Here is a 26,464-nt window from a genome sequence, read left to right on the forward strand (position 1 = left end):
TGATACACAAAACAAGGTGTTTTGTAGCGTTATACTTTAGAGCAAAAAGTATTTTACACTTTTAAATCAAAAGCAGCGAAGTTTTCACATAAATTTGTTATAATGAAGTGATAAGGATTTGGAGGTGTAGTATGGGTAGAATGATTCCAGGACGTGTTCGTAATCAAGGGATAGCTCTGTACGAAGAAGGTTCTATCAGCTCCGTAGCTGAAGTTGAGGGTGTCATCGATGCTGATATCAAAGGTGAGCACCTACGATATACCCTAGCTGATGACTTTTCAGACTGTAGTTGCCAATTGTTTGCCGCAAAGCATTATTGTGAGCACCTAGCAGCACTTGAGTACTATCTTAAAAATGACCGTAAGGGACAAGCCTTTGCTAAAGCCTTAGATGAGGAGGTTAGTGACGATAAAGAGCCCAAGGAAACTTCGTTTAGTCATCTTTTTTTAGATAGTCTTCTGGGACAAGATGATGATACGACACGCTATCGTTTATTTGCTTACGGGGAGCTGAGTGCGACAGGAAGTGAGGTGTGGTGGACGCTAAAGCTCAATCGTCTGCCAGATGAGAAGTCTTATATCATCCGAGATGTCAGAGCCTTTTTGACGACTGTCCAAAAAGAGGGATTTTATCAGATTGGTAAACATTACTTTGAGCCACTAACCTTTGATCAGTTTGATGAGCCAAGTCAGCAGCTACTGCTCTTTTTATGGAAGTTTGTACCTGATTCAGAGCAGTTTGGGGCGGATAATTTTTTACGTAATAACGGTCGGTATATGAGTTTTGCCAGTGGTTTTTTTGCGGAGGCGGTAAAGTACTTGACTGCGCTTTCTACCTTTGACTTTGAAGCAGATAGTCAGTCGTATGACATGATTGAAGCTAAAGGATTAGCGCCTGAAGATGAGCTATTTAGCTTTAGTGTGGTAGCTGAGCGCCATAGCGTTATTTTGATTATTGAAGAGCATGGATTTTCTTCTTTGTTAAATAATCATCTTTTGAGACGTCAAGATACGTTTTATCTATTGACACCGAGGCAACGCAAAATTATCCAAGCGATCAACAGCCTTCCTTTAGAAGCTGACAATCGTCGCTGTCTGTTTTTTACGCATGATGACCAGCAAGCACTAGCGACAGGGTTATTGTATTTTAAGTTAGTAGGTCCTGTCGATGCTCCTAAAAATTATATGATTCAGGACTTTACGACGCATTTTTACTTTGACAATCCTGAAGAAGACATCCTTAGTTTGCAGATAGCCTTTGATTATGGCAATGACATTGTCGTTGATAAGCGTGAAGACCTGATCAATCTCCCGTTTACTAGCCATTATCGTCACCAAGAAAAGCTATTTCGTTTTTTAGAGCACAGTGGTTTTCAAGGGCTTTTTTACAATCGAAAAGCTTTTGAAGGGACTAAAGAGCTGTATCACTTTTTTACACAGCTAGTCCCAGAGTGTCAAAAGCGAGGTGTGGTTCATTTATCAGAGACATTGGACGCTCGTCGTATCAAAGAGCGCCCCAAAATCAATTTTGATATAAATAAAAGCGGTTTCTTAGAGGTCTCGTTTGATTTTTCGGATTTAGCCGAAGATGATATTGACCAAGCTCTCAGTGCCTTATTAGATAATCAGGCTTATTTTGTCGATAAGACAGGTAAGATGTTGGTCTTTGATGAGCAGATGAAAAAAGTCAGCAAGCACTTGCAAGCGGTACCTAAAAGCAATTTTCAATCAGGACGTTTAGAGCTAAATCGTGGTGAGGCTTACCGCTTAGCTGGCTTATTTGCCAAAGAAGAGTATGTTGATTTTTCAGAAGCTTTTGAAAAGCTAGCCTATGATGTCACGCATCCTGAGCATTTTGAGATGCCAGAGGTTAAGGTCAAGGCCAACTTACGAGATTATCAGCGCTTAGGTGTTAGATGGTTGTCTATGCTAGATTATTATGGTTTTGGTGGTATTTTGGCTGATGATATGGGACTTGGAAAAACACTACAAGTGATAGCTTTTTTAAGCGCCAAGTTGACACCAGATACCCACGTGCTTATTTTAGCACCGTCTAGTTTGATTTTTAATTGGCAAGATGAGTTTCGTAAATTTGCTCCCCAGCTAGATGTGGCCGTTTCTTATGGTTTAAAACCTGCGCGTGATAAGATTATCGAAACTAATCATCAGGTTATTATTACCAGCTACGCCGCTTTTCGTCAGGATTTTGAGATGTATCAAAACAGAGCTTATAGCTACGACTACCTGATCCTTGATGAAGCGCAAGCTATGAAAAATACTCAGACCAAGATAGCTAAAAGCCTTCGTGCGTTTGAGGTGAAGCAGTGCTTTGCCTTGTCTGGAACGCCTATTGAAAATAAATTGCTAGAGATTTGGTCTATCTTTCAGATCGTCATGCCTGGGCTTTTGCCGCCTAAGCGTGCTTTTGCTAAAATGCCATCAGAGCAGATTGCACGCTACATTAGCCCCTTTGTCCTAAGACGTCGAAAAGAAGACGTGCTACCAGAATTGCCAGATTTAACAGAAATCACCTATGTCAATGAGCTTGCAGACAGCCAAAAAGCTATCTATCTGGCGCAGCTTAGGCAAATGCAAGAGCACTTGGCAGGAGCTAGTGATGAGACTATTAACCGTCAAAAAATGGAAATCCTCTCAGGCATTACGCGCTTACGTCAAATCTGTGACTCTCCAAAGCTCTTTATGGACTATGAGGAAGAGAGCGGTAAGGTTGAGAGCTTAAAGACCTTGCTTGAGCAGATTAGAGATAATGGGCATCGGGCGCTGATTTTCTCTCAATTTCGCGGTATGCTTGATATTGCAGAGAAAGAATTGTTAGAGCTTGGGATGACGACTTATAAACTAACAGGCTCAACCCCTGCACGTGAGCGTCAGGAGATGACTAAAGCCTTTAATCAAGGGTCATGCGATACGTTTTTGATTTCGCTAAAAGCAGGTGGTGTAGGGCTCAACCTCACAGGAGCAGACACAGTGATTTTACTAGATTTATGGTGGAATCCAGCTGTTGAGATGCAGGCTATTAGTCGAGCACATCGTCTAGGACAAAAGCAAAATGTGGATGTCTATCGTTTGATTACTCGAGGGACTATTGAAGAGAAGATTTTAGAGTTACAAGAGAGCAAAAAGCATCTGGTCAAGAGTGTTTTAGACGGTAGCGAGGTCTTGAGCAGTATGTCTGTAGATGATATTAGAGAAATATTAGGAATAGACAAGAAGGGCTAAGCTTTTCTTGTTTAGTCTTTGAAAAAATGTCTTATTTAGTTTATAATAGGAATGTTGCAAGTATGTTTTATACATATAGGAATATTTCCTAGGCAAACGACATAACAAGTAGAGAGGATAATCTTATGGATAGAAGTGCCAGACCCTTTCCTTTGGTAGCAGACGGTGAGCCTGTTAGTACGGAAGAGACCATTATGTCATTGTATAATGATGAGGATTTGATTAGTAATATCCATGGGGCTTATCAAGAAAAAAACTATGAGGATGTCAGCCCAACCACGCAATCGTTGCGTCCTAGCCTACGTCAAGAAAAGCGTCATCAGGCAGATATTGATAGTGGCAAGTCCTATGCCAAACAGGCTAGAGAGCAAGCTAAAGTAGATGTGAAAAAGAAACGTCAGACTTATCTGACCAAGGATATCAAAAAAACAACAGGTTTTGAGAGTTCTAAAAAAACAGCAAAACCTAAAGGAGAAGGGCAAAGTCGTCTGTCCGCTTTATCCAAAAGACTGCATCAAGATCATTATATCTTGGCAGAACTCCCAAAGATTTACAAGGAACCTAATAATAAAGCTCAACGTAAGTCTGACAAAAACAATTATGATTTTTTAAAAACCAGTCAAATCTATAATCCAAAGCCAAAAACGTCTGAAAAAAGACCGACCCAAGAGTTGAATTTAGCACGTTTTGAAGGGTAATGATGCGATTGTCAAAGAAGGAAATATTATGTCAAAAACCTATCATTTTATCGGAATAAAGGGCTCAGGTATGAGCGCACTGGCTCTTATGCTACACCAAATGGGGCATAAAGTTCAAGGTAGCGATGTCGAAAAGTACTATTTTACCCAAAGAGGTTTAGAGCAAGCTGGCATTGCAATTTTGCCATTTTCAGAGAGTAATATCACAGATGAGGTTGAGCTTATTGCTGGAAATGCCTTTCGTGAAGATAACAATGTGGAAATCGCTTATGCGCTAAAACACGGTATTCCTTTTAAACGCTATCATGAATTTCTTGGTGGCTTTATGGAGCAGTTCATTAGCTTAGGTGTTGCAGGAGCACATGGTAAAACCTCTACAACGGGACTTTTGGCACATGTACTCAAAAACATCACAGACACGTCTTATCTCATTGGTGATGGGACAGGGCGAGGCTCAGCAAATGCACAGTATTTTGTCTTTGAGTCAGATGAGTATGAACGTCATTTTATGCCTTATCACCCTGAGTATAGCATTATCACAAACATTGACTTTGACCATCCAGACTATTTTACAAGTATCGATGATGTCTTTAATGCCTTTAATGATTATGCCAAGCAGGTGAAAAAAGGCCTGTTTCTCTATGGGGATGATCCGTATCTTAGACAGATTACAGCTAATGCACCCATTTATTATTATGGCTTTAATGAGTCGGATGATTTTACAGCCTTTGACATTACCCGTACAACACATGGGTCTGACTTTAAAATCAAGTATCAGGATCATGTCCTAGGCAGTTTTCATGTACCAGCTTTTGGGCGCCACAATATCTTGAATGCTACAGCTATTATCGCTAATCTCTATATTGTTGGTTTTGATATGGCTTTGGTAGCAGAGCATCTGAAGACCTTTTCAGGCGTTAAGCGACGCTTTACTGAAAAGATTGTCAATGATACTATCATCATCGATGACTTTGCGCATCATCCTACTGAAATCATTGCGACACTTGATGCTGCCCGCCAAAAATACCCTTCTAAAGAAATTGTGGCGATCTTCCAACCTCATACGTTTACCCGTACCATCGCTTTGTTAGATGAATTTGCTGGAGCGCTCAATCAAGCAGACAGCGTCTATCTAGCGCAAATCTATGGTTCAGCGCGTGAAGTTGACCACGGAGATGTTAAGGTTGAGGACTTGGCAGCTAAAATCGTCAAACCAAACCAAGTCGTGACTGTTGAGAATGTCTCACCACTTCTAAATCACGATAATGCGGTCTATGTCTTTATGGGGGCTGGTGATATTCAACTCTATGAGCGTTCTTTTGAAGAGCTCTTAGCCAATCTCACTAAAAATCGTCAATAATAAGCGCTAGGGAATTTCCCTAGTGTTTTTGATAGCGATAAAAGAAGCTAGAATAGCTCAACAAGCGCAAGTAGTTGCTTTTACAGGCATTTTAGGGTATAATAGTTTGATTATTATTAGGAGGATAATGCTTTGGCGGATAATAAGGACGAGAAGCAAACAGCTAAAGAAGAGATTACGAGCTTTAAAGAGCGTATTCTAGCTGAGTTGCAAGAAGCAACCCGTATTCGACAGGAGCGTGAAGAAGCAGCTTATCAAGCTGAACAACAAGCGCAAGAAGAGCGCAAAACAGCTGCTGAGTTATTAGCAAAAGAATTAGAAAAGAGAAGTAGTTCACAAGGTGTTAAGGATAAGGTGGCAGACAAGTCTAGTGAGGCACAGGTAGAGCCTGGTTGGGAGACCTCTAACTTATCAAAAGTCAGCCTTAGCCCAACAGTTACCTCTGAGACGGTGTTTGAGCCAGTAGAGTTTTCAGAGTTTTCATCTAAGCTAGACCAAGAGGAAGAGCTTTTAGCGCAGCCTGTGGTTTTTAGTCAAACGCTTAGTAGCTCGGAGAGTGTCTTGGCATCAGAGTTTAGTTCAGTTGCGGCATCGATTGAGTCAGAAGTAGCAGATCAGCCTAAGGCTAGTCTGACACCTGATTCTTTATTAAATGTTACTGCTGGACGTCAAGAAGTTAATCAAGTTCTAGATGATTTAGAGCGAGTCTTTAGCCCGGAGATGACAGATAAAGCGACGAGTGTTAAAGAGGCAGAAGCAACTACGATAGACACGTTGATAGCGGATGTTAAGGGGTGGCAAGAAGAGGTCTTGCCATCAAGTGACCTAGATTTTACATCACTTGATGTAGCTTCTAGTGAGTCGGAAGCGATGCTTGAAAGTAATTCTGAGCTAGCCGAACATGATAAAGCTCCTCTTGAGGAAGTTGCCGTCCCTAGAGAGACAGGTCGAGAGCGCCGTGATCATATGGCAAAGAAATTAGCGCTTTACATTATTTCTGTGACGGTGGTGGTTTTATTGGCTCTAGGTGTCTTTGGGACCTATTATGTCTATAGTGCTTTGCAGCCAGTAGATAGCAAGGCTAAAAGTTATGTTCAAATTGAGATTCCAGCTGGTTCTGGGACAAAGATGATTGGGCAAATCTTACAGCAAAATGGCTTGATTAAAAATGCGGCTATCTTCAATTATTATTCTAAATTTAAAAATTATAGTAATTATCAAAGTGGCTACTTTAACTTACAAAAGAGCATGTCGCTTGATACGATTGCAAAAGCTCTCCAAGAAGAAGGTACGAGTCAGCCAAGTCAGCCTGTTCTTGGCAAGGTCTTAGTCAAGGAAGGTTATACTATCGAGCAGATTGCTTCTGCTATTGAAGTGAATGCAAATAGTAAAAACGCTGAAAAAACGCCATACAGTGCTGATGACTTCCGTAATCTAATGAAGGATGATACCTTTATTGCTAAGATGGTGGAAAAATACCCGACGCTGTTGGCTAATATCCCGTCTAAAGAGGCTGCGGTTTATCAATTAGAGGGCTACCTCTTTCCTGCTACTTATGATTATTATGAGGGGACAAGTCTTGAGGACTTGGTTGATAGTATGCTAGCTACCATGAATAATAATCTCTCTAGCTATTATGCAAGCATTGCCTCTAAAAATATGACGGTCAACGACATCTTGACCATGGCATCTTTGATTGAAAAAGAAGGTCAGACAGACGATGATAGAAGGTTGATTGCGAGTGTCTTTTATAATCGTCTAAATGCTGGTCAAGCACTGCAAAGTAATATTGCCGTGCTGTATGCTATGGGTAAATTAGGTGAAGTCACTACTTTAGCTGAGGATGCTAATATTGACACAGGCATTGATTCGCCTTATAATGATTATACCCATACTGGACTCATGCCTGGACCTGTGGATAGCCCAGGATTATCAGCCATCGAAGCGGCTATCAATCCTGACTCTAGTGATTATTTCTATTTTGTCGCAGATGTCAAGACAGGCAAGGTCTATTATTCTGAGGATTATGAGACCCATCAGAAGAATGTTGAGCAGTATGTCAACAGTCAAATTTCAAATTAGAAAAGAGAATGAATTATGGCAGAAAAAACGTATCCAATGACTCAAGCTGAAAAGGAACAATTGGAGCAAGAATTAGAAGAGCTAAAATTGGTTCGTCGTCCAGAAGTGGTTGAACGTATCAAGATTGCTAGATCTTATGGTGACCTTTCAGAAAATAGTGAATATGATGCGGCAAAAGATGAGCAAGCCTTTGTAGAAGGGCAAATCTCAACACTTGAGACAAAAATTCGCTATGCTGAAATTATTGATAGCGATGCCGTAGCCAAAGACGAAGTAGCCATCGGAAAGACAGTCGTCGTCCAAGAAGTTGGTACAAATGAACAAGACACCTACGTTATTGTAGGTGCTGCAGGTGCAGATATTTTCTCAGGTAAGATTTCAAATGAAAGTCCAATCGCCCAAGCACTTATCGGTAAAAAAACAGGAGATGAAGCAGTGATTGATTCACCTGCTGGTTCTTACACCGTAGAGATTATCAGTGTGGAAAAAACAAACTAAAAAAGAGGAGGGTTTATCCCAACCTCTTTTTTAGTAGCTAGATTTACGGTAGCTTCTTTAAGAGAGCATATTTGCTCTTTTTTGATACAAAAAAGGCTTGATGTTTATCGTCAAGCCTTTTAGGATAGATTATTTTTGGCGTTTCTTTTGTTTTCCAGCATTGCGCTTTTTAGTGTTTTGTTTGCTTTGGCTAATAGCGCCTTGATGAGTAGTCGTGTTTTGTGTTACGTCTTTACGACGTTTTTGAGTCTTGATACGTGGTGGATTGTTTTTGTATTCTTCGGCAACACGACGAGCAAGACGAGGTTTAATGATGTAAGTGGTTATCAATTGTTGGATGATACTAAAGATACCACCGACAAACCAATAGAGTGCCACACTGGCTGGCAAACTAATAGACATCACGACCATCATTAAAGGCATCGTGTACGTCATGGTTTTCATTTGAGCTCTTTGAGCTTCAGGTGTCGTTTGAAGAGAGAGCCATGATTGGATATAGTAGAGCGCAGCAATGACTAAGACTAAGACAAGGTTACGCTCACCCAAGTGCATACCAAGGAAGGTTGATTCAGAGACGCCTTCTGTAAAGCGTGCCGCATAAAAGAGAGCAGAGAAGAAAGGCATCTGGATGAGAAGAGGCAAGCAGCCGATCCCACCAAACATACTGATTCCTGCTTCTCGTTGAGCTTGCATGAGTTCTGTTTGAGCTGCCATTTTTTCTTCTTGAGTGGAAGCTTTTTTGATACGCTCGTTGATTGGCTCAAACAGAGGCTTGAGGTAGTTCATTTTCTCAGCTTGATAGCTAGCTTTATATGATTGGTAGAGCCCTAGAGGAAGGATGATGAGGCGTACAATAATTGTAACAACAATAATCCCTACACCAAATCCCAAGCCTAAATCATTAGCAAAATATTTGATGATGGAGCCCATAGGTACCACAAAGAGATTATATACCCACCCTTCACCTGTTGCTTGACCTGTTTTGTTTGTCTTGACACAGGCTGATAAGAACAAGAGTAAAGAGAGCATCATACCAGAAAATAAGAAACGTTTAATGTGTTTGTTCAATGCTATAGTCCTTTTTCTAAAATAGTCTTACCTTACTATTTTACTGTTTTTTTGTATAGAATACAATAGTTCTTTGGTCTGATTTTTAGTTGCTAATCTTAAAGTCATGATAGTCAGGAAAATGGTCTAGTTGGACATCCAGATAGGTCACTTTGGACCATTTAGATGGGCCTTGACGGACACCTTCTATAAAACGTGCCATTTTATGATTATCACTAGACTGAGCGAGGATACCGACTGTGCCATCGTCGTTGTTCCAGACACAACCATAGATATCTCCAATCTCAAGAGCTAAGCTATAAGTGGCATAGCGAAAACCAACGCCTTGGACACGTCCTGAGACTTGCATTCTGATTTTTTTCATGCTAATTCTCCTTTGATTCTTGTGATGATGTACCTTTATTATACGTTGTTTAGAGCGAGTTTGCCACTGAAAAGCTGTAAGAGTTTCTAAGGTCTTTATTTGAAAAAGAGCTAGATAATGAGTATAATAGCAATATGATAGTGATTCAATCGAAAGCCAATGCATTGGTGAAACAAACTAAAAAATTAAATCAAAAAAAGTATCGTAAGGATTCTTACTTGATTGAAGGATGGCACTTATTAGAGGAAGCCATAGCAGCCAAAGCGACTCTTCGCCGTGTGTTTACGCTAGAGTGTTATAAAGAGCGTTGTCACGATATCAAAGAGCTTGTTTTGGTGTCTGAGGAGGTGTTAAGAGAGCTTAGTGATTCGCCTACACCTCAAGGTGTTATAGCGGAAGTTGAAATGCCCTCTAACGAGTGGGACCTAACGACGTTAGATCGTCTATTGGTGCTAGAAGATGTCCAAGATCCAGGCAATCTTGGAACGATGGTGCGAACAGCCGACGCAGCAGGATTTGATGCGGTTATTTTATCTGATAAATCAGCCGATATTTACAATCCAAAGACCCTACGGTCTATGCAAGGCAGTCATTTTCATTTGACGATTTACCGTCGTGCTATGTCTGAGTTGCTACAAGAGCTTAAACAAAGAGAAGTCAGTATCTTGGCAACGACTCTGTCAGAGGTATCGGTTGACTATAGAGAGGTCAGTCCGAAAGTTCCCTTTGCTCTTGTGATGGGAAATGAAGGAAAAGGCATTTCACAAAGCGTCATAGAAGCTTCTGATAAGCTGTTACATATTCCTATGTATGGTCAGGCTGAGAGTCTCAATGTTGCCGTAGCTGCAGGTATCCTTATGTTCAGACTCCTTTAAGTAAAGATGGTATAATAGTGTTAGAGGTGATTGCGATGAAATCTTATAAATATGATAAAGAATTTATGTCACATGTTGGACATTTGATTGCCCATCCCCGTTTTCAAAAGTTAGAGCATATCGTCCAGCATCATCACTCGACACGATTGGAGCATTCTATCAATGTCAGCTATACGAGCTACAAAATCGCCAAACGCTTTGGTTGGGATGCTAGAAGTACAGCACGTGGTGGGCTGTTGCATGATTTTTTCTACTATGACTGGCGCACCACAAAATTCAATAAAGGGCATGCTTGGGTACATCCTAGAATTGCTGTTAGAAATGCGAAAAAATTGACCGTTCTTAATAAGCGTGAAGAAGATATCATTTTAAAACACATGTGGGGAGCTACTATTGCGCCTCCCCGTTATAAGGAAGCCTATATTGTGACTTTGGTGGATAAGTATTGGGCAGTTAGAGAGGCCTCTCGTCCACTTAAAAAATGGTTTAAAAAGCCTGTTCAGTATAGTCGTAAGCTCTTAGGTAGCCACCACCGTTAGAGAGGATCTAGGACGAGTGCCTAGATTCTTTTTGATATTTTTCTTTGTCCTTACACCTAACTTATGGTAGAATAATAAGCACTATGTTAAGTCTAATGAGGAGGGATTTATCATGAATGATAATGTGATTTACAGTCAGACAGATGCTGGATTGAACCGCTTTTTTGCTAAGATTTATGGCTTGGTTGGTATGGGTATTGGCTTGTCAGCCTTTGTGTCTTATTTGATGTTATTTGTCTTTACAGACAATCTCATCGCTATCAGCACAAGAAGTCCTATGCTTTATTATGGCGCGATTATTGTCGAGTTGGCTTTGGTCTTTTTGGCAAGCAATGCAGCGCGTCGAAATACCCCTGCAGCTCTGCCACTCTTTTTAGTTTATTCGGCCCTAAATGGCTTTACGCTTAGCTTTATCATTGCGGCTTACACGCAAGCAGTTGTTCTACAAGCCTTCTTGTCTGCTGCTGGTTTGTTCTTTGTGATGGCTTTGATTGGTGTTTTTGTCAAAAAAGATTTATCAGGTATTGCAAAGGCATCTATGGGGCTGTTGATTGGGATTATTATCGCTAGTTTGTTAAATATCTTCTTTCATAGTAGTATGATGAGTTATGTGATTAGCTTGTTATCTGTCCTTATCTTTTCAGGCTTGATTGCTTATGATAATCAGATGATTAAGCGTGTCTATCAGTCCAACAGAGGTCAGGTAACAGATGGATGGGCTATCTCGATGGCACTTAGTCTTTATTTAGACTTTATCAATCTCTTTTTAAACTTGCTGCGTTTATTTGCGCGAAACGACTAATAAAAAGCTGGGGACCCCAGCTTTTTTGCTATTTGAAGGAATTTTCAGATTTTTTAGGAAAAAGGCTATATCTTCTGTATTTTTATGGTATAATGATAGCATTATGTGCTGGAGGAGAGATGTGATGAAGACACCTTTTGTAACCAAAGAACAAGTAGAAGCACTAGCTAATCAATTTAGAACACCCTTTCATCTCTATGATGAAAAAGGGATTCGACAAACTGCCCGTGCGCTCAATAAGGCATTTTCATGGAATAAGGGCTTTAAAGAGTTTTTCGCTGTCAAAGCCACTCCTAATCCTACTATTTTACGCATCTTAAAAGAAGAAGGCTGTGGTGTTGATTGTGCAACGGATGTAGAGCTTTTGATGAGCCACAAAGTTGGTTTTTCAAGTGACGAGATTAGCTTCACTTCAAACAATACACGCCCAGAAGAGTTTGTATATGCTAGAGAGATTGGCGCAACTATCAATCTAGACGCTTATGAGGATATTGCCTTTTTAGAGGAAGCAGCTGGACTTCCAGATACAGTATCACTACGCTATAATCCAGGGGGTGTCTTTAGTTTAGGGACAGCTATTATGGACCATCCTGAAGAATCTAAGTTTGGTATGACTAAGGCACAGCTTTTCAAAGGTTATCAAGAACTCAGAAAAAAAGGCGTCAAATCCTTTGGTTTACATGCTTTTTTAGCGTCAAATACAGTGACAAATGACTACTACCCAACTTTAGCTAGTCAACTATTTGAGTTGGCCTGTGAACTTAAAGAAGAAGTGGGGATCTCTCTTGATTTTATCAATCTATCAGGTGGTATTGGTGTTGACTATAGTCCTTCGAATCAGCAAAATGATATTGCCTTGATTGGTGAAGGGGTCCATAAGGCCTTTGACGAGATTTTAGTCCCTAAGGGCTTAGGTCATATCAGTATTTATACAGAGCTTGGACGCTATATGCTAGCTAGTCATGGACATTTGGTGACTAAGGTGTTGCACTTAAAAGATACTTATCGCCGTTATGTCGGTGTGGATGCTTGTGCGGTTAATTTACTACGTCCTGCAATGTATGATGCTTATCATCATATCACCAATATTTCAAATCCCAAGGGTACACTAGAGACTGTCGACGTGGTTGGCTCTCTTTGTGAAAATAACGATAAATTCGCTAAAAATAGAGAGCTTGAACAGGCAAGAATAGGTGACTTTTTAATCATTCATGATACGGGCGCACATGGCTTTTCGATGGGCTATAATTACAACGGACGTTTGCGTTCAGCAGAAGTCTTATGGACAGAAGATGACAAAGGTAAGCTGATTCGTCGAGCAGAGACAGCTGATGATTATTTTGCGACCTTATATGGCCATGATTTTGACTAAGAGGATAATCCTAGTGTAGACTAGGATTATTTTTATCTTAGCTAGGATAGCTAGGCTTTTCTTGTCTCCTAGCGCTTATTTTGATATAATGGTTAGGAGAATTTATATAGGAGAATGTTCAAGATGACAACTGCACTTTGGATTTTATTGATTATTGTAGCTCTTTTTGCAGGGGCTGTGGGAGGTATTTTTCTGGCTCGCCGTCAGTTTACAAAAGAAATTAGTGAATATCCTCGCCTGACACCAGATGCTATTCGTGAAATGATGAGCCAGATGGGACAAAAACCAAGTGAAGCAAAAATTCAACAAACTTACCGCAACATCATCAGACAATCAAAAGCAGCGGCTAGCAAAGCCAAGAAATAAGTGTATCATAAGCTGAGATGTTAGTAAGGTAAATGAGTGAGCGTCCACGACACCATTGATGGTCTAGCTTTGCTCAGATGATGAGAGAGTTTGGGGCTAGGGTCTCGGGCTCTTTTTTGAAGAGGATTAGCTAGGTAAGGAGAAGGTATGGATAATCGTCCCATAGGTTTTTTGGATTCTGGAGTTGGTGGCTTGACTGTTGTCAAGGAGATGTTTAAGCAGCTGCCAGAAGAAGAGATTGTTTTTATCGGAGATCAGGCGCGTGCGCCTTACGGACCACGACCAGCTGAGCAGATTCGAGCTTATACCTGGCAGATGGTAGATTTTTTGATGACCCAACAGGTCAAGATGATCGTGATCGCCTGTAACACAGCAACGGCTGTCGTTTGGAAGGAGATTAAGGATAAGCTGTCTATACCTGTTTTGGGTGTGATTTTACCAGGAGCTAGCGCAGCTATTAAGTCAACAAAAGCTGGGAAAATAGGGATAATTGGTACCCCTATGACTATCCAATCAGATACTTATAGAGAGAAAATTCAAAGGTTAGCCCCTGACATGAGGGTTGAGAGCTTGTCATGTCCTAAGTTTGCCCCTATTGTGGAGTCTAATCAGATGACCTCTAGTGTCGCTAAAAAAGTGGTTTATGAGACATTAGCACCTCTGGTTGGTCGTGTTGATACCTTAATCATGGGTTGTACACACTACCCCTTACTTCGTCCGATTATCCAAAATGTGATGGGACCATCTGTTAAGCTTATCGATAGTGGTGCAGAGACTGTGCATGATATCTCTGTTTTATTAAATTATTTTGAAATCAATCGTGAGCGAAAAGCCAGCCAACCAAAGCATCGTTTTTACACGACAGCAAGTCCTAAGGGTTTTAAAGAAATTGCTGAAGAATGGATGGGTGTAGCTATCAATGTGGAGCATGTAGAGTTATGACAAATAAAATTTTTGAATACAAAGACGACAATGACTGGTATGTAGCTGGTGGTGCAGAGATGTTTCACTTTGCAACTAGCGGTGAGGCAGAGCTTGTCCTAGATGAGCTTTGCCGTCTTAGCCCAGGAGAAAATCATGAGCACCCCATGCCAGTAGGCATCATTAAGTATCAGTCAGCTTTTAATTTGATTCGGTTTTACGTTAGTGTCTTAAATGAGCTAGAGGATCGTACCCTAGAGGTCAAGCAGCACCAAGGAGCTGTTTTGGTTAGTGAAAAAGATAAGCTATTATTAGTGCATATGCCAAAGCAAGGTGTGTCTTTAAAAGACTTTTTTGGAGAGGCGTCTAGTTTTGGAGATACGCTGTTGATTGCTACACGAAATGAAGGTAAAACAAGAGAATTTAGACGTCTATTTGCAGAGCTTGGCATCAAGGTCGAAAATCTAAATGATTATCCAGAACTACCAGAAGTAGAAGAGACAGGGATGACCTTTGAGGAAAATGCACGCTTGAAAGCTGAGACGATTGCTAATATGACAGGTAAGATGGTGTTGGCTGATGATTCAGGCCTCAAAGTTGATGCTTTAGGGGGCTTACCTGGAGTATGGTCTGCACGTTTTTCAGGTCCAAAAGCCACAGATGAATCTAATAATGCCAAATTATTACACGAGCTAGCAATGGTTTTTGAGCTTAAAGATCGCACGGCCCAATTTCACACAACATTAGTCGTTGCAGCGCCTAAGCGAGATAGCCTTGTTGTAGAAGCAGATTGGGAGGGCTATATTGCTTTTAGTCCAAAAGGTGACAATGGTTTTGGTTATGATCCTCTCTTTTTAGTTGGAGAAACAGGACGTAGCGCTGCTCAGCTGTCAGCAGAAGAAAAAAATGCTCAATCGCATCGAGGTTTAGCAGTAAAAAAATTGATGGAGGTATTTCCTAAATGGCAACACAATTTGTAGTAATGAGTGATTCGCATGAAGATCGTGATGTCGTTAAGGCCATTAAAGACCATTATCAAGGAGATGTGGATGCTATTTTTCATAATGGTGATTCAGAGTTAAGTAGCACAGACACTGTCTGGGATGGTATCTATGTTGTTCGTGGAAACTGTGATTATGATGATGGTTATCCTGATAGTAATGTCGTGAAGCTTGGTGATGTGACCATTGCACAGACCCATGGGCATCTTTACGGTATCAATTTTATGTGGGATAGACTAGCCTTATTTGCTCAAGAAGCGCAGGCTGATATTTGTCTATATGGGCATCTACACCGTGCGAGCGCTTGGCGTGAAGCTGGCATTGTTTTTATCAATCCAGGCAGTGTCCTACAACCTCGTGGTGAGGTCAATGAAAAGTTGTATGCTTTGGTGTCTGTTGATGACAAGACCATCAAGGTTGACTTTTATACCCTTGAGCACAAGCTCTATCCTCGTTTATCTCAGGAGTTTAGTAGATGATTGCTAAAGCATTTGAAGACTTTTTACTTACCCATCTAGACCACTATCTTATTGACGCTGATGATCTGGCGATTTTTATTGATACGCATAATGCTGATCATGTGCTTTTGGTGCTTACGGCTAATGGCTTGTCGAGAGTCCCTGTTATCACTAAAGATAAGACATATGTGGGGACGATTAGTATTGCTGATGTCTTAAATTATAAGGCGACCAATCATTTATCTGATTGGGAAGTTACAGGCTGTGATATTGCACCGATGGTTAACACCCATATCAAGCCAGTAGCTGTTGATGCAGACTTAACGACGATTATGCATCAGCTTGTTGATTATCCTTTTTTACCTGTTGTGGATGAAAAGGGGCTATTTCAAGGGATTATCACACGTAAATCCATTTTAAAAGCTGTCAATAGTTTATTACATGACTTTACAAATGATTATGACATTATCGCAAAAGACGCTACAGAGAGCCATTGAGACTTTTTTAGAGGGTAAGTCTCTATCCTTAAATTCTCAAAAAAGTTATGGCTATGACTTAGAGCAGTTTATCACAGTGACAAGGGGTGAGATAAGCCCAGACAAATTACGCCTTTATGAGAGTTTTTTGGATGGTCAAGCGCCCTCTGTCGCCAAGCGTAAGCAATCAACCGTCAATCAATTTCTCTGGTTTCTCTATGAGAAAGAGTTCATTTTAAAGGCTTATAGATTACAGGTAAGAAAACGTCTTGTCAGAGAAGAGACGTCTCCTCAACTGATAGACAAGTCCCTTTTTTATCAAGAGACGGATTATAAAGTAGGGCAATTGATTGCCCTACTTATGATAGAGTTGGGCTTGACACCAGCAGAATTGGCCGATCTAAAGTGTGAGGATATAAGCCTTGACTTTAAAACCATTCGTCTTGTACGTTTGATGCGGTTGCGTGTGCTTGAGGTCAAAGAAGAATTGCTACCTTATCTGTCGAAACAGCTATCTAACACGAAGCCTTATCTTTTTTCACATCAAGGGAAGGCCTACTCACGTCAGTGGTATTTTAAGCAATTACGAGCGTTTTTAGTGTCTATCGGCCTAGAAGAAGAAAGTGCGAAAAGCCTTAGGGTACAATATATCTTGCACGAAAAAGAAGCGGGTCTTAGTGCTAGTACGATTGCTCGTCAGCTAGGCTTACAAAGTGCCATAACAGTGGAGAAATATTTTTAAAATGGATATTAAGTTAAAAGATTTTGAAGGCCCACTTGACTTGTTATTGCATTTGGTGTCAAAGTATGAAATGGACATCTATGATGTGCCGATTGTAGAGGTTATTGAGCAGTACCTTGCTTATATTGCTACTTTGCAAGCTATGAAGTTAGAAATTGCTGGTGATTATATGGTGATGGCTAGTCAGTTGATGCTAATCAAAAGTAAGAAACTTCTGCCAACCATGCCTAAAGAAGTACCTGTCGAGGAAGATTTGGAGCAGGAATTGCTCAGTCAGATTGAAGAATATAAACGCTTTAAGCTCTTAAGTCAGGGCTTATTAGATCAGCATCAAGAGCGCTCAAAGTTTTATACTAAACCACCAGAAGAGTTGATTTTAGAAGATGTAATACTCAGACAAGACAAGACGGTTATGGACTTATTTTTGACTTTCTCAAAACTTCTTGCTAATCAGGCTGAACAGAAGAAAAACTCACAGACCGTAGTGGCACGTGAGGATTATCGTATTGAGGATATGATGAGACGATTAGACACTAAGCTCTCTGACAGCAAGCCATTGTTATTGCAGGCTGTATTTGAGGAGTGTCAGTCTAAAGCAGAGAAGATTACCCTTTTTTTAGCCTGTTTAGAGATGATGAAGCGCCAGCAGATTGTCGTTAGACAAGAGAAGAACTTTGAGAATATTTATCTCATGTTGTATGAAGCCAAAGAGCTAAGGGAGGTGGAGGTGTAAGATGGAGTATTTAGCACAAATTGAAGCCCTGCTTTTTGTAGCTGGTGAAGAAGGTCTGAGCTTACGCCAATTAGCAGAATTACTACACTTGACACCATCAGCTTTGCTACAACAATTGGAAAAATTACAAGAAAAGTATCAGGCAGATGAGCTGAGTAGCTTGTGTGTGATAGAGACTTCAAAAACTTATAAATTGGTCACTAAGGAGTCGTTTGCTGATTTGCTAAAAGAGTTTTCAAAATCTCCCATCCACCAAAGTCTCTCAAGAGCTAGCTTAGAGGTGTTGACTATCATTGCTTATAAGCAGCCTTTGACACGTGTTGAGGTCGATGAGATTCGTGGGGTTAATTCGAGCGGTGCTATTAGCAAGCTTCTGGCTTTTGGTTTGATTAAAGAAGCTGGGAAAAAAGAGGTCCTTGGACGTCCAAAACTCTATGTGACGACCGATTATTTTTTAGATTATATTGGCATCAATCAGTTAGATGACTTGATTGCAGTTGAGCATCAGCTCAATCAAGATGAGGAATTGAGTTTATTTACAGTTGATGAGTTGAAAGAAGGTGACGAAAGTGAGAATCAATAAATACATCGCTCATGCAGGTATTGCTAGTCGTAGAAAAGCAGAAGAGCTAATTAAACAAGGATTGGTCACAATCAATGGTCAGGTCGTGAGAGAGCTTGCAACACAAGTCAAGTCAGGTGATAAGGTAGAGGTATCAGGGACACCTATCTACAATGAAGAAAAAGTCTATTATCTCTTAAACAAACCACGAAATGTCATCTCAAGTGTCTCAGATGATGTGGGAAGAAAGACTGTCATAGACCTTTTACCTAATGTAACGGAGCGCATCTACCCTGTTGGGCGCTTGGATTGGGATACTTCTGGGCTGTTGATATTGACCAATGATGGTGATTTTACAGATAAGATGATTCATCCGCGTAATGAGATTGATAAGGTTTATTTAGCGCGTGTGGATGGTATCGCTACAAAGGATAATCTACGTCCCTTGACTAGAGGAGTCGATATTGACGGTAAAAAAACAAAACCAGCTCACTATAATATCATTAAAGTAGAGCGTGATAAAAATCGCTCCCTAGTAGAGTTGACCATTCATGAGGGACGCAATCATCAGGTCAAAAAGATGTTTGAGGCTGTGGGCTTAAAGGTCAATAAGCTCTCTCGAATTCGTTTTGGTACCCTTGATTTAAAAGGCTTAAAGCCAGGAGAGTCAAGACGTCTTAGCAAAAAAGAAATTAGTCAGTTGCATAATGCTGCTGTTACTAAAAACTAATGCGAGATTTTTGCATTTGGTTGGTGAGAGCTTACCAACGCTACTTATCACCTCTTTTTCCAGCGACGTGTCGTTATCGTCCTACGTGCTCAGCTTATATGATTGAAGCTTTGGAAAAGCATGGTTTAAAAGGTCTGTTAATGGGGTTATCTCGAATACTGCGTTGTCATCCTTTTGTCGCAGGAGGAGATGACCCAGTTCCTGATGTTTTCACCTTGAGACGCTCAAGACAAGATAAAAAACACTCCAAGTGATTGGGGTGTTTTTTAGACTTTTGACCATGTTTTGGGTAGCATGAGAAGGATAATTGGGTAAATCTCAAGTCGTCCAGCAATCATGGTAAAAGAGAGAAGGACTTTTGAAAAAGGGCTAAAGATAGCAAAGGTATCTGTGGTCCCTAAAAGCGGTCCGATATTGTTGAAACTAGAGGTTGCTGCGCTAAAGACGACCATAAAATCATTACTATCAAGCGCTAAAAAGAGCAATAAAATGACAAAACCGATAATATAGGTCGCCAAATACCGAAGAACATTTCGCTGTGTTTCTTTGTCAATCACCGTATCGTTGATATGAAGGGATAAGATACGATTGGGATAGAGTGTCGAGAGGATGTGATTGCGTGAGATTTTAGAGAGCATGAGGACACGCATCACTTTAAAACCTCCAGCTGTTGAGCCAGCTGAGCCTCCGATAAACATGAGAAGCAGTAAAATGCATTGTGAAAACATAGGCCAATGGATAACATCTGTAAGACCAAAACCAGTGGTTGTGACGATAGTGGAAACTTCAAAAAAGACTTTTTCTAAACCGTCAAAAAAGTGGTCATACATACCAAGGACATTGAGGGCAATTAGTGCTGTTGCACCAAAGACAATGGCAAGATAAGCGCGCAGCTCTTCATCACTAAAGAACATCTTGACCTTACGCAGGAGTAAAAAGTAGTAGAGGTTAAAGTTAATCCCAAAAACTAACATGCCGACAGAGACAAGGTTGGTTAGTAAAGAGCTGTTGTAGTGGGACATGCTGTCATTATAGACGGCGAAACCTCCTGTTCCAGCTGTTCCCATAGCAGTGATAAAACTATCAAAAATAGGCATCCCAGCAAGGATAAGAAGCACTGTAAAAATAGCAAACATGACAAGATACAAAATATAAAGTATCTGTGCAGTCTCTTTTAGTTTAGAGACGACTTTACCAAAGACTGGTCCAGGAACTTCTGCACGCATAACCTCAAGCAAACTGCCACGGCTATTTTCCATGATGGCAAGCGCAAAAACAAGCACGCCCATCCCTCCGATAAGATGAGCAAAACTGCGCCAAAAGAGCATGGAGCGTGATAGTACGCTAACATCAGCTAAGATAGTAGCGCCAGTAGTGGTAAAGCCTGAACTTGTTTCAAAAAAAGCATCAATCAAGCTTGGAATTTGTCCTGAAAAAACAAAAGGTAAGGCTCCAAAGAAAGACCATAAAATCCAACAAAGGGCTACAATCAGCATTCCTTCACGTGTGTAGATATGATGGTCCTTGGGCTTGATAAGAACACCAATACCGCCTATTAAGAGCAGTATGATGATGGTCATGATGATACTAAGGAGATTTTGTAGGGGTTCTTGGTAGATGAGCGCTACGATTAACGGTACAAAAAGTAGTGTGGCTTCGATGAGGAGTAATTTGGATAGGAGATAGCGTACCATACTTCTATTCATAACTAGGCTTACCTCGCAATTAAATCACTAAACGTTGTGATGTTTTCTAAAAGGGTGATAACGATAATTTTATCGTTACATTTTAAGACATCTTCTCCTGTTGGGAAGATGGTTTTACCTTGGCGGATGATGGCTGCAATGAGAATATTGGGCTTGAGGGTGACTTGAGATAGCGGTTTATCAATGGTTGGATTGGCTTCGTTGATTTCAAACTCTAAGGCCTCTATATTCCCATTTGCAATGTGGTGGAGTGACTCTAAGTTAGAATCTTTGGCGTTATAGCGCCCGCGGATAAAGTGCATGATACTGTCCACTGCGATATTTTTAGGAGTGACAATGGTGGAGACTTCCTTGCGGTCAATAATTTCGAGGAGACTGGTTCGATTGATTTTGGTGATGTTTTTAGGAACACCAAGTGACTCTAAAAACATAGATGTGATGATATTTTCTTCATCGACACCTGTCATGGTCGCCACAGCATCATACTTGGTCACGTTTTCTTCCATGAGGATATTTTTAGAAGTGCCATCACCATGGACGACATTGACGTGAGGAAATTCTTGGCTAAACCATTCAGCACGTTGGCGGTTTATTTCGATAATTTTTAAGCTGATATTGGTATTTTTTAAAATATTAAGTAGGTAATAGGCGATACGTCCAGCTCCGACTAGCATCATATTTTTTACGATTTTGGATTTGACTGAATTGTGAAAACCGACCATCTCAGAGCGACTTCCTGTCACGAAAATAGTATCACCTTCTTTAATAATGACATCACCATTTGGAATGATAATGTCATTTGAGCGCTCAATAGCACAGATGACAATGTTGCCAAAGCGTCGTCTAAACTGGCTCAGGCTAAGCCCTGATAAGCGGCTATTTGGCGAGATTTTAAACTCCATAAGCATGACACGCCCATTTGCGAAATGCTCGACTGAAAGCGCATTAGGAAAATCAACGATGTTGGCGATAGCGCGTGCAGAAAGCAGTTCAGGATTGACGACCATTGAGTAGCCAAGGACATTTTTTTCCTTGAAGTAGGGATTTGAGTATTCAGGATTGCGAACACGTACGATGGTCTCTTTAGCGCCCATTTTACGAGCCAAAACGGCAGAAATCATATTGACTTCGTCCTTGTCAGAAAGCGCAATAAAAATATCACAATCTTTAACATCCGCTTGTTCTAAAATCTTGAAGTTAGCACCGTTTCCGACGATCCCCATAATATCATAGCGCTTCGTTAGCCGCTTTAGCACAGCCTCCTTTTCCTCGATGAGAATGACATCATGTTTTTCACCGACAAGTGAGCGACAAAGGGCAGTACCGACTTTACCACCACCAACAAGAATAATCTTCATAGTTACCTCCGAGCTATCCTTCTATGATACTATTTTTCTAGGAAAATGCAATAAGTTAAGCCTGTTTTTGTTTGCATTGTCGTTAAAATAGAAGAAATAAGAAAACAGTTTCAGCTAAAAAAATAAGCTAAAAGCATTGACAGATAGCAAAGACATGATATAATGGTAACAACGATTCGTTGTTTTAAATCAAACCTGTTATGATTTAAGGTAACGAGCAACCACAACCACATTGTTTGCTGAGCGTGACTCCGGGCAATGTGGTTTTTATATGCCAAAAAAGGGGAAAAGCGATGAATTTAGAAGCCATGAGCCAAAAAGAGCACCGCACAGACAATAATGTGAATCATATCGTGCTCTTTGAGCCACAAATCCCAGCCAATACGGGCAATATCGCACGTACTTGTGCTGCTACTAACAGTCCTCTCCATATTATTCGTCCCATGGGATTTCCCATTGATGATAAAAAAATGAAGCGTGCAGGGCTTGATTATTGGGATAAGTTAGACATTAGTTTTTATGATAGTCTGGAGGACTTTTTAAAAGCCTGTGATGGTCAGCTACATCTGATTAGTAAGTTTGCTGATAAGGTGTATTCACAAGAACATTATGCTGATGGTCAAAACCACTATTTTATCTTTGGACGTGAGGATAAGGGGCTTCCAGAATCTTTTATGCGCGATTATAGAGCGGCTGCCTTGCGTATCCCCATGAATGACCAGCATGTCCGAAGTCTCAATCTGTCAAACACAGTCTGCATGATTGTCTATGAAGCATTGCGTCAGCAATCCTTCCCACATTTGGAGCTTAGTCATCACTATCACAACGATAAATTAAAGTAAAATTAAAAAAAAAAAAAATAAACTATTTTTCGAAAATAACTTATTGAAATCAAGGTGCGATTCTGTTAAGATAAAGATATCATTGTAAAAAGGAATTAGGATAGGAGAATTAGGATGTCACAGTATTCGAGAGTGGAGCGCTTGCATACGTCTAAAGTTGTCAAAAAGCAGCGTTTTTCCATTCGTAAACTTTCAAAAATAGGTGCTGTATCTGCCTTGGTGGGAACAAGCCTCTTTTTTGCAGGAGGCGTGAAAGCAGATGAGACAGCTCTTAATCATGTTACAGAGACTGTTGTACAGACTCAAGCAAGTAGCGATGAGACGTCGCTCTCAAAAGCATATACTAGTGCTTCTACAGAATCTTTAGATGCTAGCCAAGTGCAAGCAGCTAGCTCTGAGATAGCTAGTGAATCTTTAGATGCTACTGAAGCGAGTCAAAGTGTTACGATAACTGCCGCAGCTAGCTCAGAGAGTACTACATCTCAGACAGAGACTAGCCAATCTGATGTTTCAGCACTTGTGACGAGTGAGGAAGTAAGCACACAAGATACGTCAGCATCAGAGGCTATCGAGATGCAAGAGGAAAGTACTAGTCAGCAGACACAAGAGACAAGAGAAAGTGCAGCTAGAGGCCAAGAAAGTTCAAGCAATCCTGCTGTTGGTGTTTTAAACTATGACCGTAATAAGACCACTTTTGATGTAGCTATTGTCGGAACAGATAGTAGTAAAGCTATCAAGGGGGCACGTATTGCTGTCTGGTCAGAAGAAAATGATCAAGATGATCTTCGTTGGTACACGCCTGCTGCTAGCAACAATCAAATCCGTCAAACCGTTAATATCATGAACCACGCTGGAAAAACTGGTGATTATGTTGTTCATGTTTATACGGATTTTGTTGATGGTAGTGTCTATGCCGTGAGTCTTGGTAGTTACCATATCGAAGTGGATCCTAAAAGTATCGTAGGTTCTGCGTCACAAGGGCATTATAATATTATCAATCGTGTGGTTTATTTGGATGCAGGACATGGTGGCTATGATCCAGGGGCTAGCTATTTTGGACAACATGAAAAGAATTTAACCTTACAAGTGCAACAACGCTTAAAAGCTAAGTTGGAAGCATCTGGTTATCAAGTTGTTACGAGTCGTACGACAGACAAGGCAGTAGAATTATTAGATAGATCTCAAAATGCCAACCAAAGTCAGGCAGATATTTTCGTGAGCCTTCATTTTAATGCCTCAACAAGTGCTGCAGCAAATGGTCTTGAAACTTACTATTACGTGTATGATGCTAATTACAACCCAAGGCTCAATAAGACCTACCACAATGATGCTGAGCGTCTAAAGCGTAGTAGTGACTTAGCACAAGCTATTCAGACTAACGTTCAAGCAACAACTGGCTTCAAAAATAATGGTGTCAAACGTGAGACCTTTGCTGTCGTACGTGAAACAGTGGCACCAGCTGTTTTAGTGGAGCTTGGCTATATCTCAAATGCAGCAGAATTTTCAAAAATCAATACAGCCGCTTATCAAGAGCGCCTAGCTCAAGGGCTTTTTCAAGGTATCCAAAGTTACTATGATAAATATCAAAAAAGCTCCATTGTAAAACCTGCTCAAGTGGCTAAAGAAGCACCTTCTATTAAAGTTGTCAACTACAATAAGACAAGCACAATGTTTGATGTGGTTGTGACAGGTAGCGACAAGACAAAAACTGTTAAGCAAGCACGCATTGCTGTTTGGTCTGACCAAAAAGGTCAGGATGATTTGAGATGGTATACTGTTGGTGCTAAGGATAATCAATTGAGCCAGAAGGTTAACATCCTTAATCATGCGGCTAATACTGACAACTATAATGTGCATGTCTATGTGGATTTTACAGATGGCAGTCATTCAGGCACTAACCTTGGTAAATACTATATTGAAGTAGCTGAGCCAGAAAAACCATCAGTAGCTGTTGTCAACTACGATAAATCTAAGCCAACCTTTGATGTGGTTGTGACAGGTAGTGACAAGACTAAGGTGATTAAAGGTGCACGTATTGCCATTTGGTCAGAGGAAAAAGGTCAAGATGACATCAAATGGTATGTATCAAGTGCATCAAATAACAAACTAAGTCAGTCAGTTGATATCCGTAATCACGCTAATAAGACGGGTGACTATAACGTCCATGTTTACACAGACTTTACAGATGGGACAAGCTACGGTGTTGTGGCAGGTAAACTACACATTGAAGTAGCTGAGCCAGAAAAACCATCAGTAGCTATTGTCAACTACGATAAGTCTAAGCCGACCTTTGATGTGGTTGTGACAGGTAGCGACAAGACTAAGGTGATTAAAGGTGCGCGAATTGCCGTTTGGTCAGAGGAAAAAGGTCAAGATGACATCAAATGGTATGTACCAAGTGCAACAAACAATAAGCTAAGTCAGTCAGTTGATATCCGTAATCACGCTAATAAGACGGGTGACTATAACGTCCATGTTTACACAGACTTTACAGATGGGACAAGCTACGGTGTTGTAGCAGGTAAACTACACATTGAAGTAGCTGAGCCAGAAAAACCATCAGTAGCTGTTGTCAACTACGATAAGTCTAAGCCAACCTTTGATGTGGTTGTGACAGGTAGTGACAAGACTAAGGTGATTAAAGGTGCGCGAATTGCCGTTTGGTCAGAGAAAAAGGGCCAAGACGACATCAAATGGTATGTACCAAGCGCAAATAATAATAAAATTACACAAACTATCGACATTCTAAACCATGCAGGTAACACAGATACTTACAATGTCCATGTTTACACAGACTTTACAGATGGGACAAGCTATGGTGTCAATGCTGGTAAATACGCTATTGAGGTTGTCAATGCCCTCAGTGTCTCTTATAAGGGGACTGGAAATTATGAGGTCAAGGCACATGGTGTACCAAAGACAGGTGATATTTTAATGGCTGTCTGGTCTGATAAAAATGGTCAAGATGATATTCGTTGGTATCAAGCTAATAAACAAGATGATATAGCGATTAGTCGTGTCAATGTCACGAATCACAAAGATACTGGAGACTATCATGTTCATGTCTATCATAGGACTGCTGATAAGTTAAACTTCCTGTTTGAGGATAGCTTTGCTGTTGATAAGGCTGATTTTAAGGCGCCTTATTACCGTCAGCGTGATCCTAAGTGGGCTAGTCAAGTCTATGGTCTTGCCAATATGGATCAAACAGGCTGTGTACCAACTAGTCTAGCTATGGTATTTTCGGCACTCGATGATAAAGCTGTCCTTCCGACAGATGTAGCCAGCTATCTTTATCAAAAGACTGATCAATTTAATAAAAAATGGACTGGGACAGGTGTCAGAGGTCTCTTGCAAGCAGTAGATGGTTTTGGCTATAAGGCAACTGCTCTACCGAGCTTATCAGCTGTGACCACTGCTCTTCAAGAAGGTCACTATCTAGTAGCAGCCATTCAAAATAATATTTTCGTACGTAATGGAAGCCATGAGCTTGTCCTAAAAGGCTATGAAAATGGAAAAACTTACGTTTCAGATCCATACACTCCAATGTTGTCAGGCTGGTATTCTGTCTCTCAACTTTGGTCTGAACAAAGTCGTTATCAAGAAGACCGTGCTGGTGTTCCTTCTACATTCATCAAAATCACAGATGCTTAACCATCATAAGCAAAGCCC

General features: G+C 40.6%; 25 protein-coding genes. 21 read left to right on the forward strand and 4 right to left on the reverse strand.

Going from position 1 to position 26,464, the window contains the following annotated elements:
* Positions 1-131 precede the first annotated feature (131 nt).
* The 5 genes from ACLN19_RS00240 (at position 132) to greA (ending at position 7,877) form a co-directional block, all read left to right on the forward strand.
* Positions 132-3,239 (forward strand): pilus expression-regulating Snf2 family helicase, encoded by a 3,108-nt coding sequence (locus ACLN19_RS00240; RefSeq protein ID WP_413381723.1) that lies wholly within the window; start codon positions 132-134, stop codon positions 3,237-3,239.
* 125 nt (positions 3,240-3,364) lie between these two features.
* Positions 3,365-3,937 carry a divisome accessory protein ZapJ gene (gene zapJ / locus ACLN19_RS00245; RefSeq protein ID WP_413381726.1) on the forward strand — a complete coding sequence of 191 codons (573 nt, stop codon included), beginning with the start codon at positions 3,365-3,367 and terminating at the stop codon, positions 3,935-3,937.
* Between the two features lie 28 nt (positions 3,938-3,965).
* A complete protein-coding gene (gene murC, locus ACLN19_RS00250; RefSeq protein ID WP_413381729.1) occupies positions 3,966-5,297 on the forward strand; it encodes a UDP-N-acetylmuramate--L-alanine ligase in 1,332 nt (443 codons plus the stop codon).
* 132 nt (positions 5,298-5,429) lie between these two features.
* Positions 5,430-7,379: an endolytic transglycosylase MltG gene (mltG, locus tag ACLN19_RS00255; protein ID WP_413381732.1), complete on the forward strand. Its 1,950-nt coding sequence runs from the start codon at positions 5,430-5,432 to the stop codon at positions 7,377-7,379.
* A 15-nt stretch (positions 7,380-7,394) separates the two neighbouring features.
* Entirely contained in the window at positions 7,395-7,877 is a 483-nt protein-coding gene (gene greA / locus ACLN19_RS00260) for a transcription elongation factor GreA (protein WP_413381735.1), read from the forward strand.
* Positions 7,878-8,006: 129 nt separating this feature from the next.
* Here the strand turns inward: greA and yidC are convergent, their stop codons facing one another.
* Both yidC and ACLN19_RS00270 read right to left on the reverse strand, forming a co-directional pair.
* The gene (yidC, locus tag ACLN19_RS00265; RefSeq protein WP_413381738.1) at positions 8,007-8,945 is read right to left on the reverse strand and encodes a membrane protein insertase YidC; all 939 of its coding nucleotides are present in this window, start codon (positions 8,943-8,945) and stop codon (positions 8,007-8,009) included.
* 85 nt (positions 8,946-9,030) lie between these two features.
* Entirely contained in the window at positions 9,031-9,309 is a 279-nt protein-coding gene (locus tag ACLN19_RS00270) for an acylphosphatase (protein ID WP_413381741.1), read from the reverse strand.
* A 134-nt stretch (positions 9,310-9,443) separates the two neighbouring features.
* Here ACLN19_RS00270 and ACLN19_RS00275 point away from each other — a divergent pair, with 134 nt between their 5' ends.
* From ACLN19_RS00275 to yidD, 14 genes are all read left to right on the forward strand, one after another.
* On the forward strand, positions 9,444-10,184 hold the full coding sequence (locus ACLN19_RS00275; protein WP_413381744.1) for a TrmH family RNA methyltransferase: 741 nt from the start codon (positions 9,444-9,446) through the stop codon (positions 10,182-10,184).
* Positions 10,185-10,219: 35 nt separating this feature from the next.
* Positions 10,220-10,723 carry an HD domain-containing protein gene (locus tag ACLN19_RS00280; RefSeq protein WP_413381747.1) on the forward strand — a complete coding sequence of 168 codons (504 nt, stop codon included), beginning with the start codon at positions 10,220-10,222 and terminating at the stop codon, positions 10,721-10,723.
* Positions 10,724-10,835: 112 nt separating this feature from the next.
* Positions 10,836-11,525 carry a Bax inhibitor-1/YccA family protein gene (locus ACLN19_RS00285; RefSeq protein WP_413381750.1) on the forward strand — a complete coding sequence of 230 codons (690 nt, stop codon included), beginning with the start codon at positions 10,836-10,838 and terminating at the stop codon, positions 11,523-11,525.
* 124 nt (positions 11,526-11,649) lie between these two features.
* Positions 11,650-12,897, forward strand: a complete 1,248-nt coding sequence (locus ACLN19_RS00290; RefSeq protein WP_413381753.1) for a diaminopimelate decarboxylase — start codon at positions 11,650-11,652, stop codon at positions 12,895-12,897.
* Positions 12,898-13,020: 123 nt separating this feature from the next.
* On the forward strand, positions 13,021-13,263 hold the full coding sequence (locus tag ACLN19_RS00295) for a YneF family protein (protein WP_413381756.1): 243 nt from the start codon (positions 13,021-13,023) through the stop codon (positions 13,261-13,263).
* 147 nt (positions 13,264-13,410) lie between these two features.
* Positions 13,411-14,205, forward strand: a complete 795-nt coding sequence (gene racE / locus ACLN19_RS00300) for a glutamate racemase (protein WP_413381759.1) — start codon at positions 13,411-13,413, stop codon at positions 14,203-14,205.
* The gene (locus tag ACLN19_RS00305) at positions 14,202-15,164 is read left to right on the forward strand and encodes a nucleoside-triphosphate diphosphatase (RefSeq protein WP_413381762.1); all 963 of its coding nucleotides are present in this window, start codon (positions 14,202-14,204) and stop codon (positions 15,162-15,164) included. Before racE ends, ACLN19_RS00305 begins: the two co-directional genes overlap by 4 nt.
* Positions 15,146-15,664, forward strand: a complete 519-nt coding sequence (locus tag ACLN19_RS00310; protein ID WP_413381765.1) for a metallophosphoesterase — start codon at positions 15,146-15,148, stop codon at positions 15,662-15,664. The genes ACLN19_RS00305 and ACLN19_RS00310 overlap by 19 nt, the downstream gene beginning before the upstream one ends.
* The gene (cbpB, locus tag ACLN19_RS00315; protein WP_413381768.1) at positions 15,661-16,140 is read left to right on the forward strand and encodes a cyclic-di-AMP-binding protein CbpB; all 480 of its coding nucleotides are present in this window, start codon (positions 15,661-15,663) and stop codon (positions 16,138-16,140) included. Before ACLN19_RS00310 ends, cbpB begins: the two co-directional genes overlap by 4 nt.
* Complete coding sequence (xerD, locus tag ACLN19_RS00320) at positions 16,085-16,861, forward strand: site-specific tyrosine recombinase XerD (RefSeq protein ID WP_413381771.1); 777 nt, start codon at positions 16,085-16,087, stop codon at positions 16,859-16,861. Before cbpB ends, xerD begins: the two co-directional genes overlap by 56 nt.
* A 1-nt stretch (position 16,862) precedes the next feature.
* Positions 16,863-17,594, forward strand: a complete 732-nt coding sequence (locus ACLN19_RS00325) for a segregation/condensation protein A (protein WP_413381774.1) — start codon at positions 16,863-16,865, stop codon at positions 17,592-17,594.
* A gap of 1 nt (position 17,595) precedes the next feature.
* Positions 17,596-18,177: an SMC-Scp complex subunit ScpB gene (gene scpB / locus ACLN19_RS00330; protein WP_413381777.1), complete on the forward strand. Its 582-nt coding sequence runs from the start codon at positions 17,596-17,598 to the stop codon at positions 18,175-18,177.
* Positions 18,164-18,886 (forward strand): pseudouridine synthase, encoded by a 723-nt coding sequence (locus tag ACLN19_RS00335; RefSeq protein ID WP_413381780.1) that lies wholly within the window; start codon positions 18,164-18,166, stop codon positions 18,884-18,886. Before scpB ends, ACLN19_RS00335 begins: the two co-directional genes overlap by 14 nt.
* A complete protein-coding gene (gene yidD / locus ACLN19_RS00340; RefSeq protein ID WP_413381783.1) occupies positions 18,886-19,140 on the forward strand; it encodes a membrane protein insertion efficiency factor YidD in 255 nt (84 codons plus the stop codon). Before ACLN19_RS00335 ends, yidD begins: the two co-directional genes overlap by 1 nt.
* Positions 19,141-19,152: 12 nt before the next feature.
* On the opposite strand, the gene ACLN19_RS00345 is transcribed toward yidD, so the two are convergent.
* Together ACLN19_RS00345 and trkA are read right to left on the reverse strand one after the other, a co-directional pair.
* Positions 19,153-20,592 carry a TrkH family potassium uptake protein gene (locus ACLN19_RS00345; protein WP_413381786.1) on the reverse strand — a complete coding sequence of 480 codons (1,440 nt, stop codon included), beginning with the start codon at positions 20,590-20,592 and terminating at the stop codon, positions 19,153-19,155.
* Positions 20,593-20,600: 8 nt separating this feature from the next.
* The gene (gene trkA / locus ACLN19_RS00350) at positions 20,601-21,950 is read right to left on the reverse strand and encodes a Trk system potassium transporter TrkA (RefSeq protein ID WP_413381789.1); all 1,350 of its coding nucleotides are present in this window, start codon (positions 21,948-21,950) and stop codon (positions 20,601-20,603) included.
* 293 nt (positions 21,951-22,243) lie between these two features.
* Here trkA and ACLN19_RS00355 point away from each other — a divergent pair, with 293 nt between their 5' ends.
* Together ACLN19_RS00355 and ACLN19_RS00360 are read left to right on the forward strand one after the other, a co-directional pair.
* On the forward strand, positions 22,244-22,792 hold the full coding sequence (locus ACLN19_RS00355; protein WP_413381792.1) for a tRNA (cytidine(34)-2'-O)-methyltransferase: 549 nt from the start codon (positions 22,244-22,246) through the stop codon (positions 22,790-22,792).
* 114 nt (positions 22,793-22,906) lie between these two features.
* Entirely contained in the window at positions 22,907-26,446 is a 3,540-nt protein-coding gene (locus tag ACLN19_RS00360) for a GBS Bsp-like repeat-containing protein (protein WP_413381795.1), read from the forward strand.
* Positions 26,447-26,464 lie beyond the last annotated feature (18 nt).

The organism is Streptococcus lishijunsis (genome assembly GCF_047290665.1).
Taxonomy (GTDB): Bacteria; Bacillota; Bacilli; order Lactobacillales; family Streptococcaceae; genus Streptococcus.

Coding starts and splice junctions, on each gene's coding strand:
- ACLN19_RS00240 (WP_413381723.1), top strand. CDS start 132: ATGGGTAGAATGATTCCAGGACGTGTTCGTAATCAAGGGATAGCTCTG.
- zapJ (WP_413381726.1), top strand. CDS start 3,365: ATGGATAGAAGTGCCAGACCCTTTCCTTTGGTAGCAGACGGTGAGCCT.
- murC (WP_413381729.1), top strand. CDS start 3,966: ATGTCAAAAACCTATCATTTTATCGGAATAAAGGGCTCAGGTATGAGC.
- greA (WP_413381735.1), top strand. CDS start 7,395: ATGGCAGAAAAAACGTATCCAATGACTCAAGCTGAAAAGGAACAATTG.
- ACLN19_RS00270 (WP_413381741.1), bottom strand. CDS start 9,309: ATGAAAAAAATCAGAATGCAAGTCTCAGGACGTGTCCAAGGCGTTGGT.
- ACLN19_RS00275 (WP_413381744.1), top strand. CDS start 9,444: ATGATAGTGATTCAATCGAAAGCCAATGCATTGGTGAAACAAACTAAA.
- ACLN19_RS00280 (WP_413381747.1), top strand. CDS start 10,220: ATGAAATCTTATAAATATGATAAAGAATTTATGTCACATGTTGGACAT.
- ACLN19_RS00285 (WP_413381750.1), top strand. CDS start 10,836: ATGAATGATAATGTGATTTACAGTCAGACAGATGCTGGATTGAACCGC.
- ACLN19_RS00290 (WP_413381753.1), top strand. CDS start 11,650: ATGAAGACACCTTTTGTAACCAAAGAACAAGTAGAAGCACTAGCTAAT.
- ACLN19_RS00295 (WP_413381756.1), top strand. CDS start 13,021: ATGACAACTGCACTTTGGATTTTATTGATTATTGTAGCTCTTTTTGCA.
- racE (WP_413381759.1), top strand. CDS start 13,411: ATGGATAATCGTCCCATAGGTTTTTTGGATTCTGGAGTTGGTGGCTTG.
- ACLN19_RS00305 (WP_413381762.1), top strand. CDS start 14,202: ATGACAAATAAAATTTTTGAATACAAAGACGACAATGACTGGTATGTA.
- ACLN19_RS00310 (WP_413381765.1), top strand. CDS start 15,146: ATGGCAACACAATTTGTAGTAATGAGTGATTCGCATGAAGATCGTGAT.
- cbpB (WP_413381768.1), top strand. CDS start 15,661: ATGATTGCTAAAGCATTTGAAGACTTTTTACTTACCCATCTAGACCAC.
- xerD (WP_413381771.1), top strand. CDS start 16,085: ATGACTTTACAAATGATTATGACATTATCGCAAAAGACGCTACAGAGA.
- ACLN19_RS00325 (WP_413381774.1), top strand. CDS start 16,863: ATGGATATTAAGTTAAAAGATTTTGAAGGCCCACTTGACTTGTTATTG.
- scpB (WP_413381777.1), top strand. CDS start 17,596: ATGGAGTATTTAGCACAAATTGAAGCCCTGCTTTTTGTAGCTGGTGAA.
- yidD (WP_413381783.1), top strand. CDS start 18,886: ATGCGAGATTTTTGCATTTGGTTGGTGAGAGCTTACCAACGCTACTTA.
- ACLN19_RS00345 (WP_413381786.1), bottom strand. CDS start 20,592: ATGAATAGAAGTATGGTACGCTATCTCCTATCCAAATTACTCCTCATC.
- trkA (WP_413381789.1), bottom strand. CDS start 21,950: ATGAAGATTATTCTTGTTGGTGGTGGTAAAGTCGGTACTGCCCTTTGT.
- ACLN19_RS00355 (WP_413381792.1), top strand. CDS start 22,244: ATGAATTTAGAAGCCATGAGCCAAAAAGAGCACCGCACAGACAATAAT.
- ACLN19_RS00360 (WP_413381795.1), top strand. CDS start 22,907: ATGTCACAGTATTCGAGAGTGGAGCGCTTGCATACGTCTAAAGTTGTC.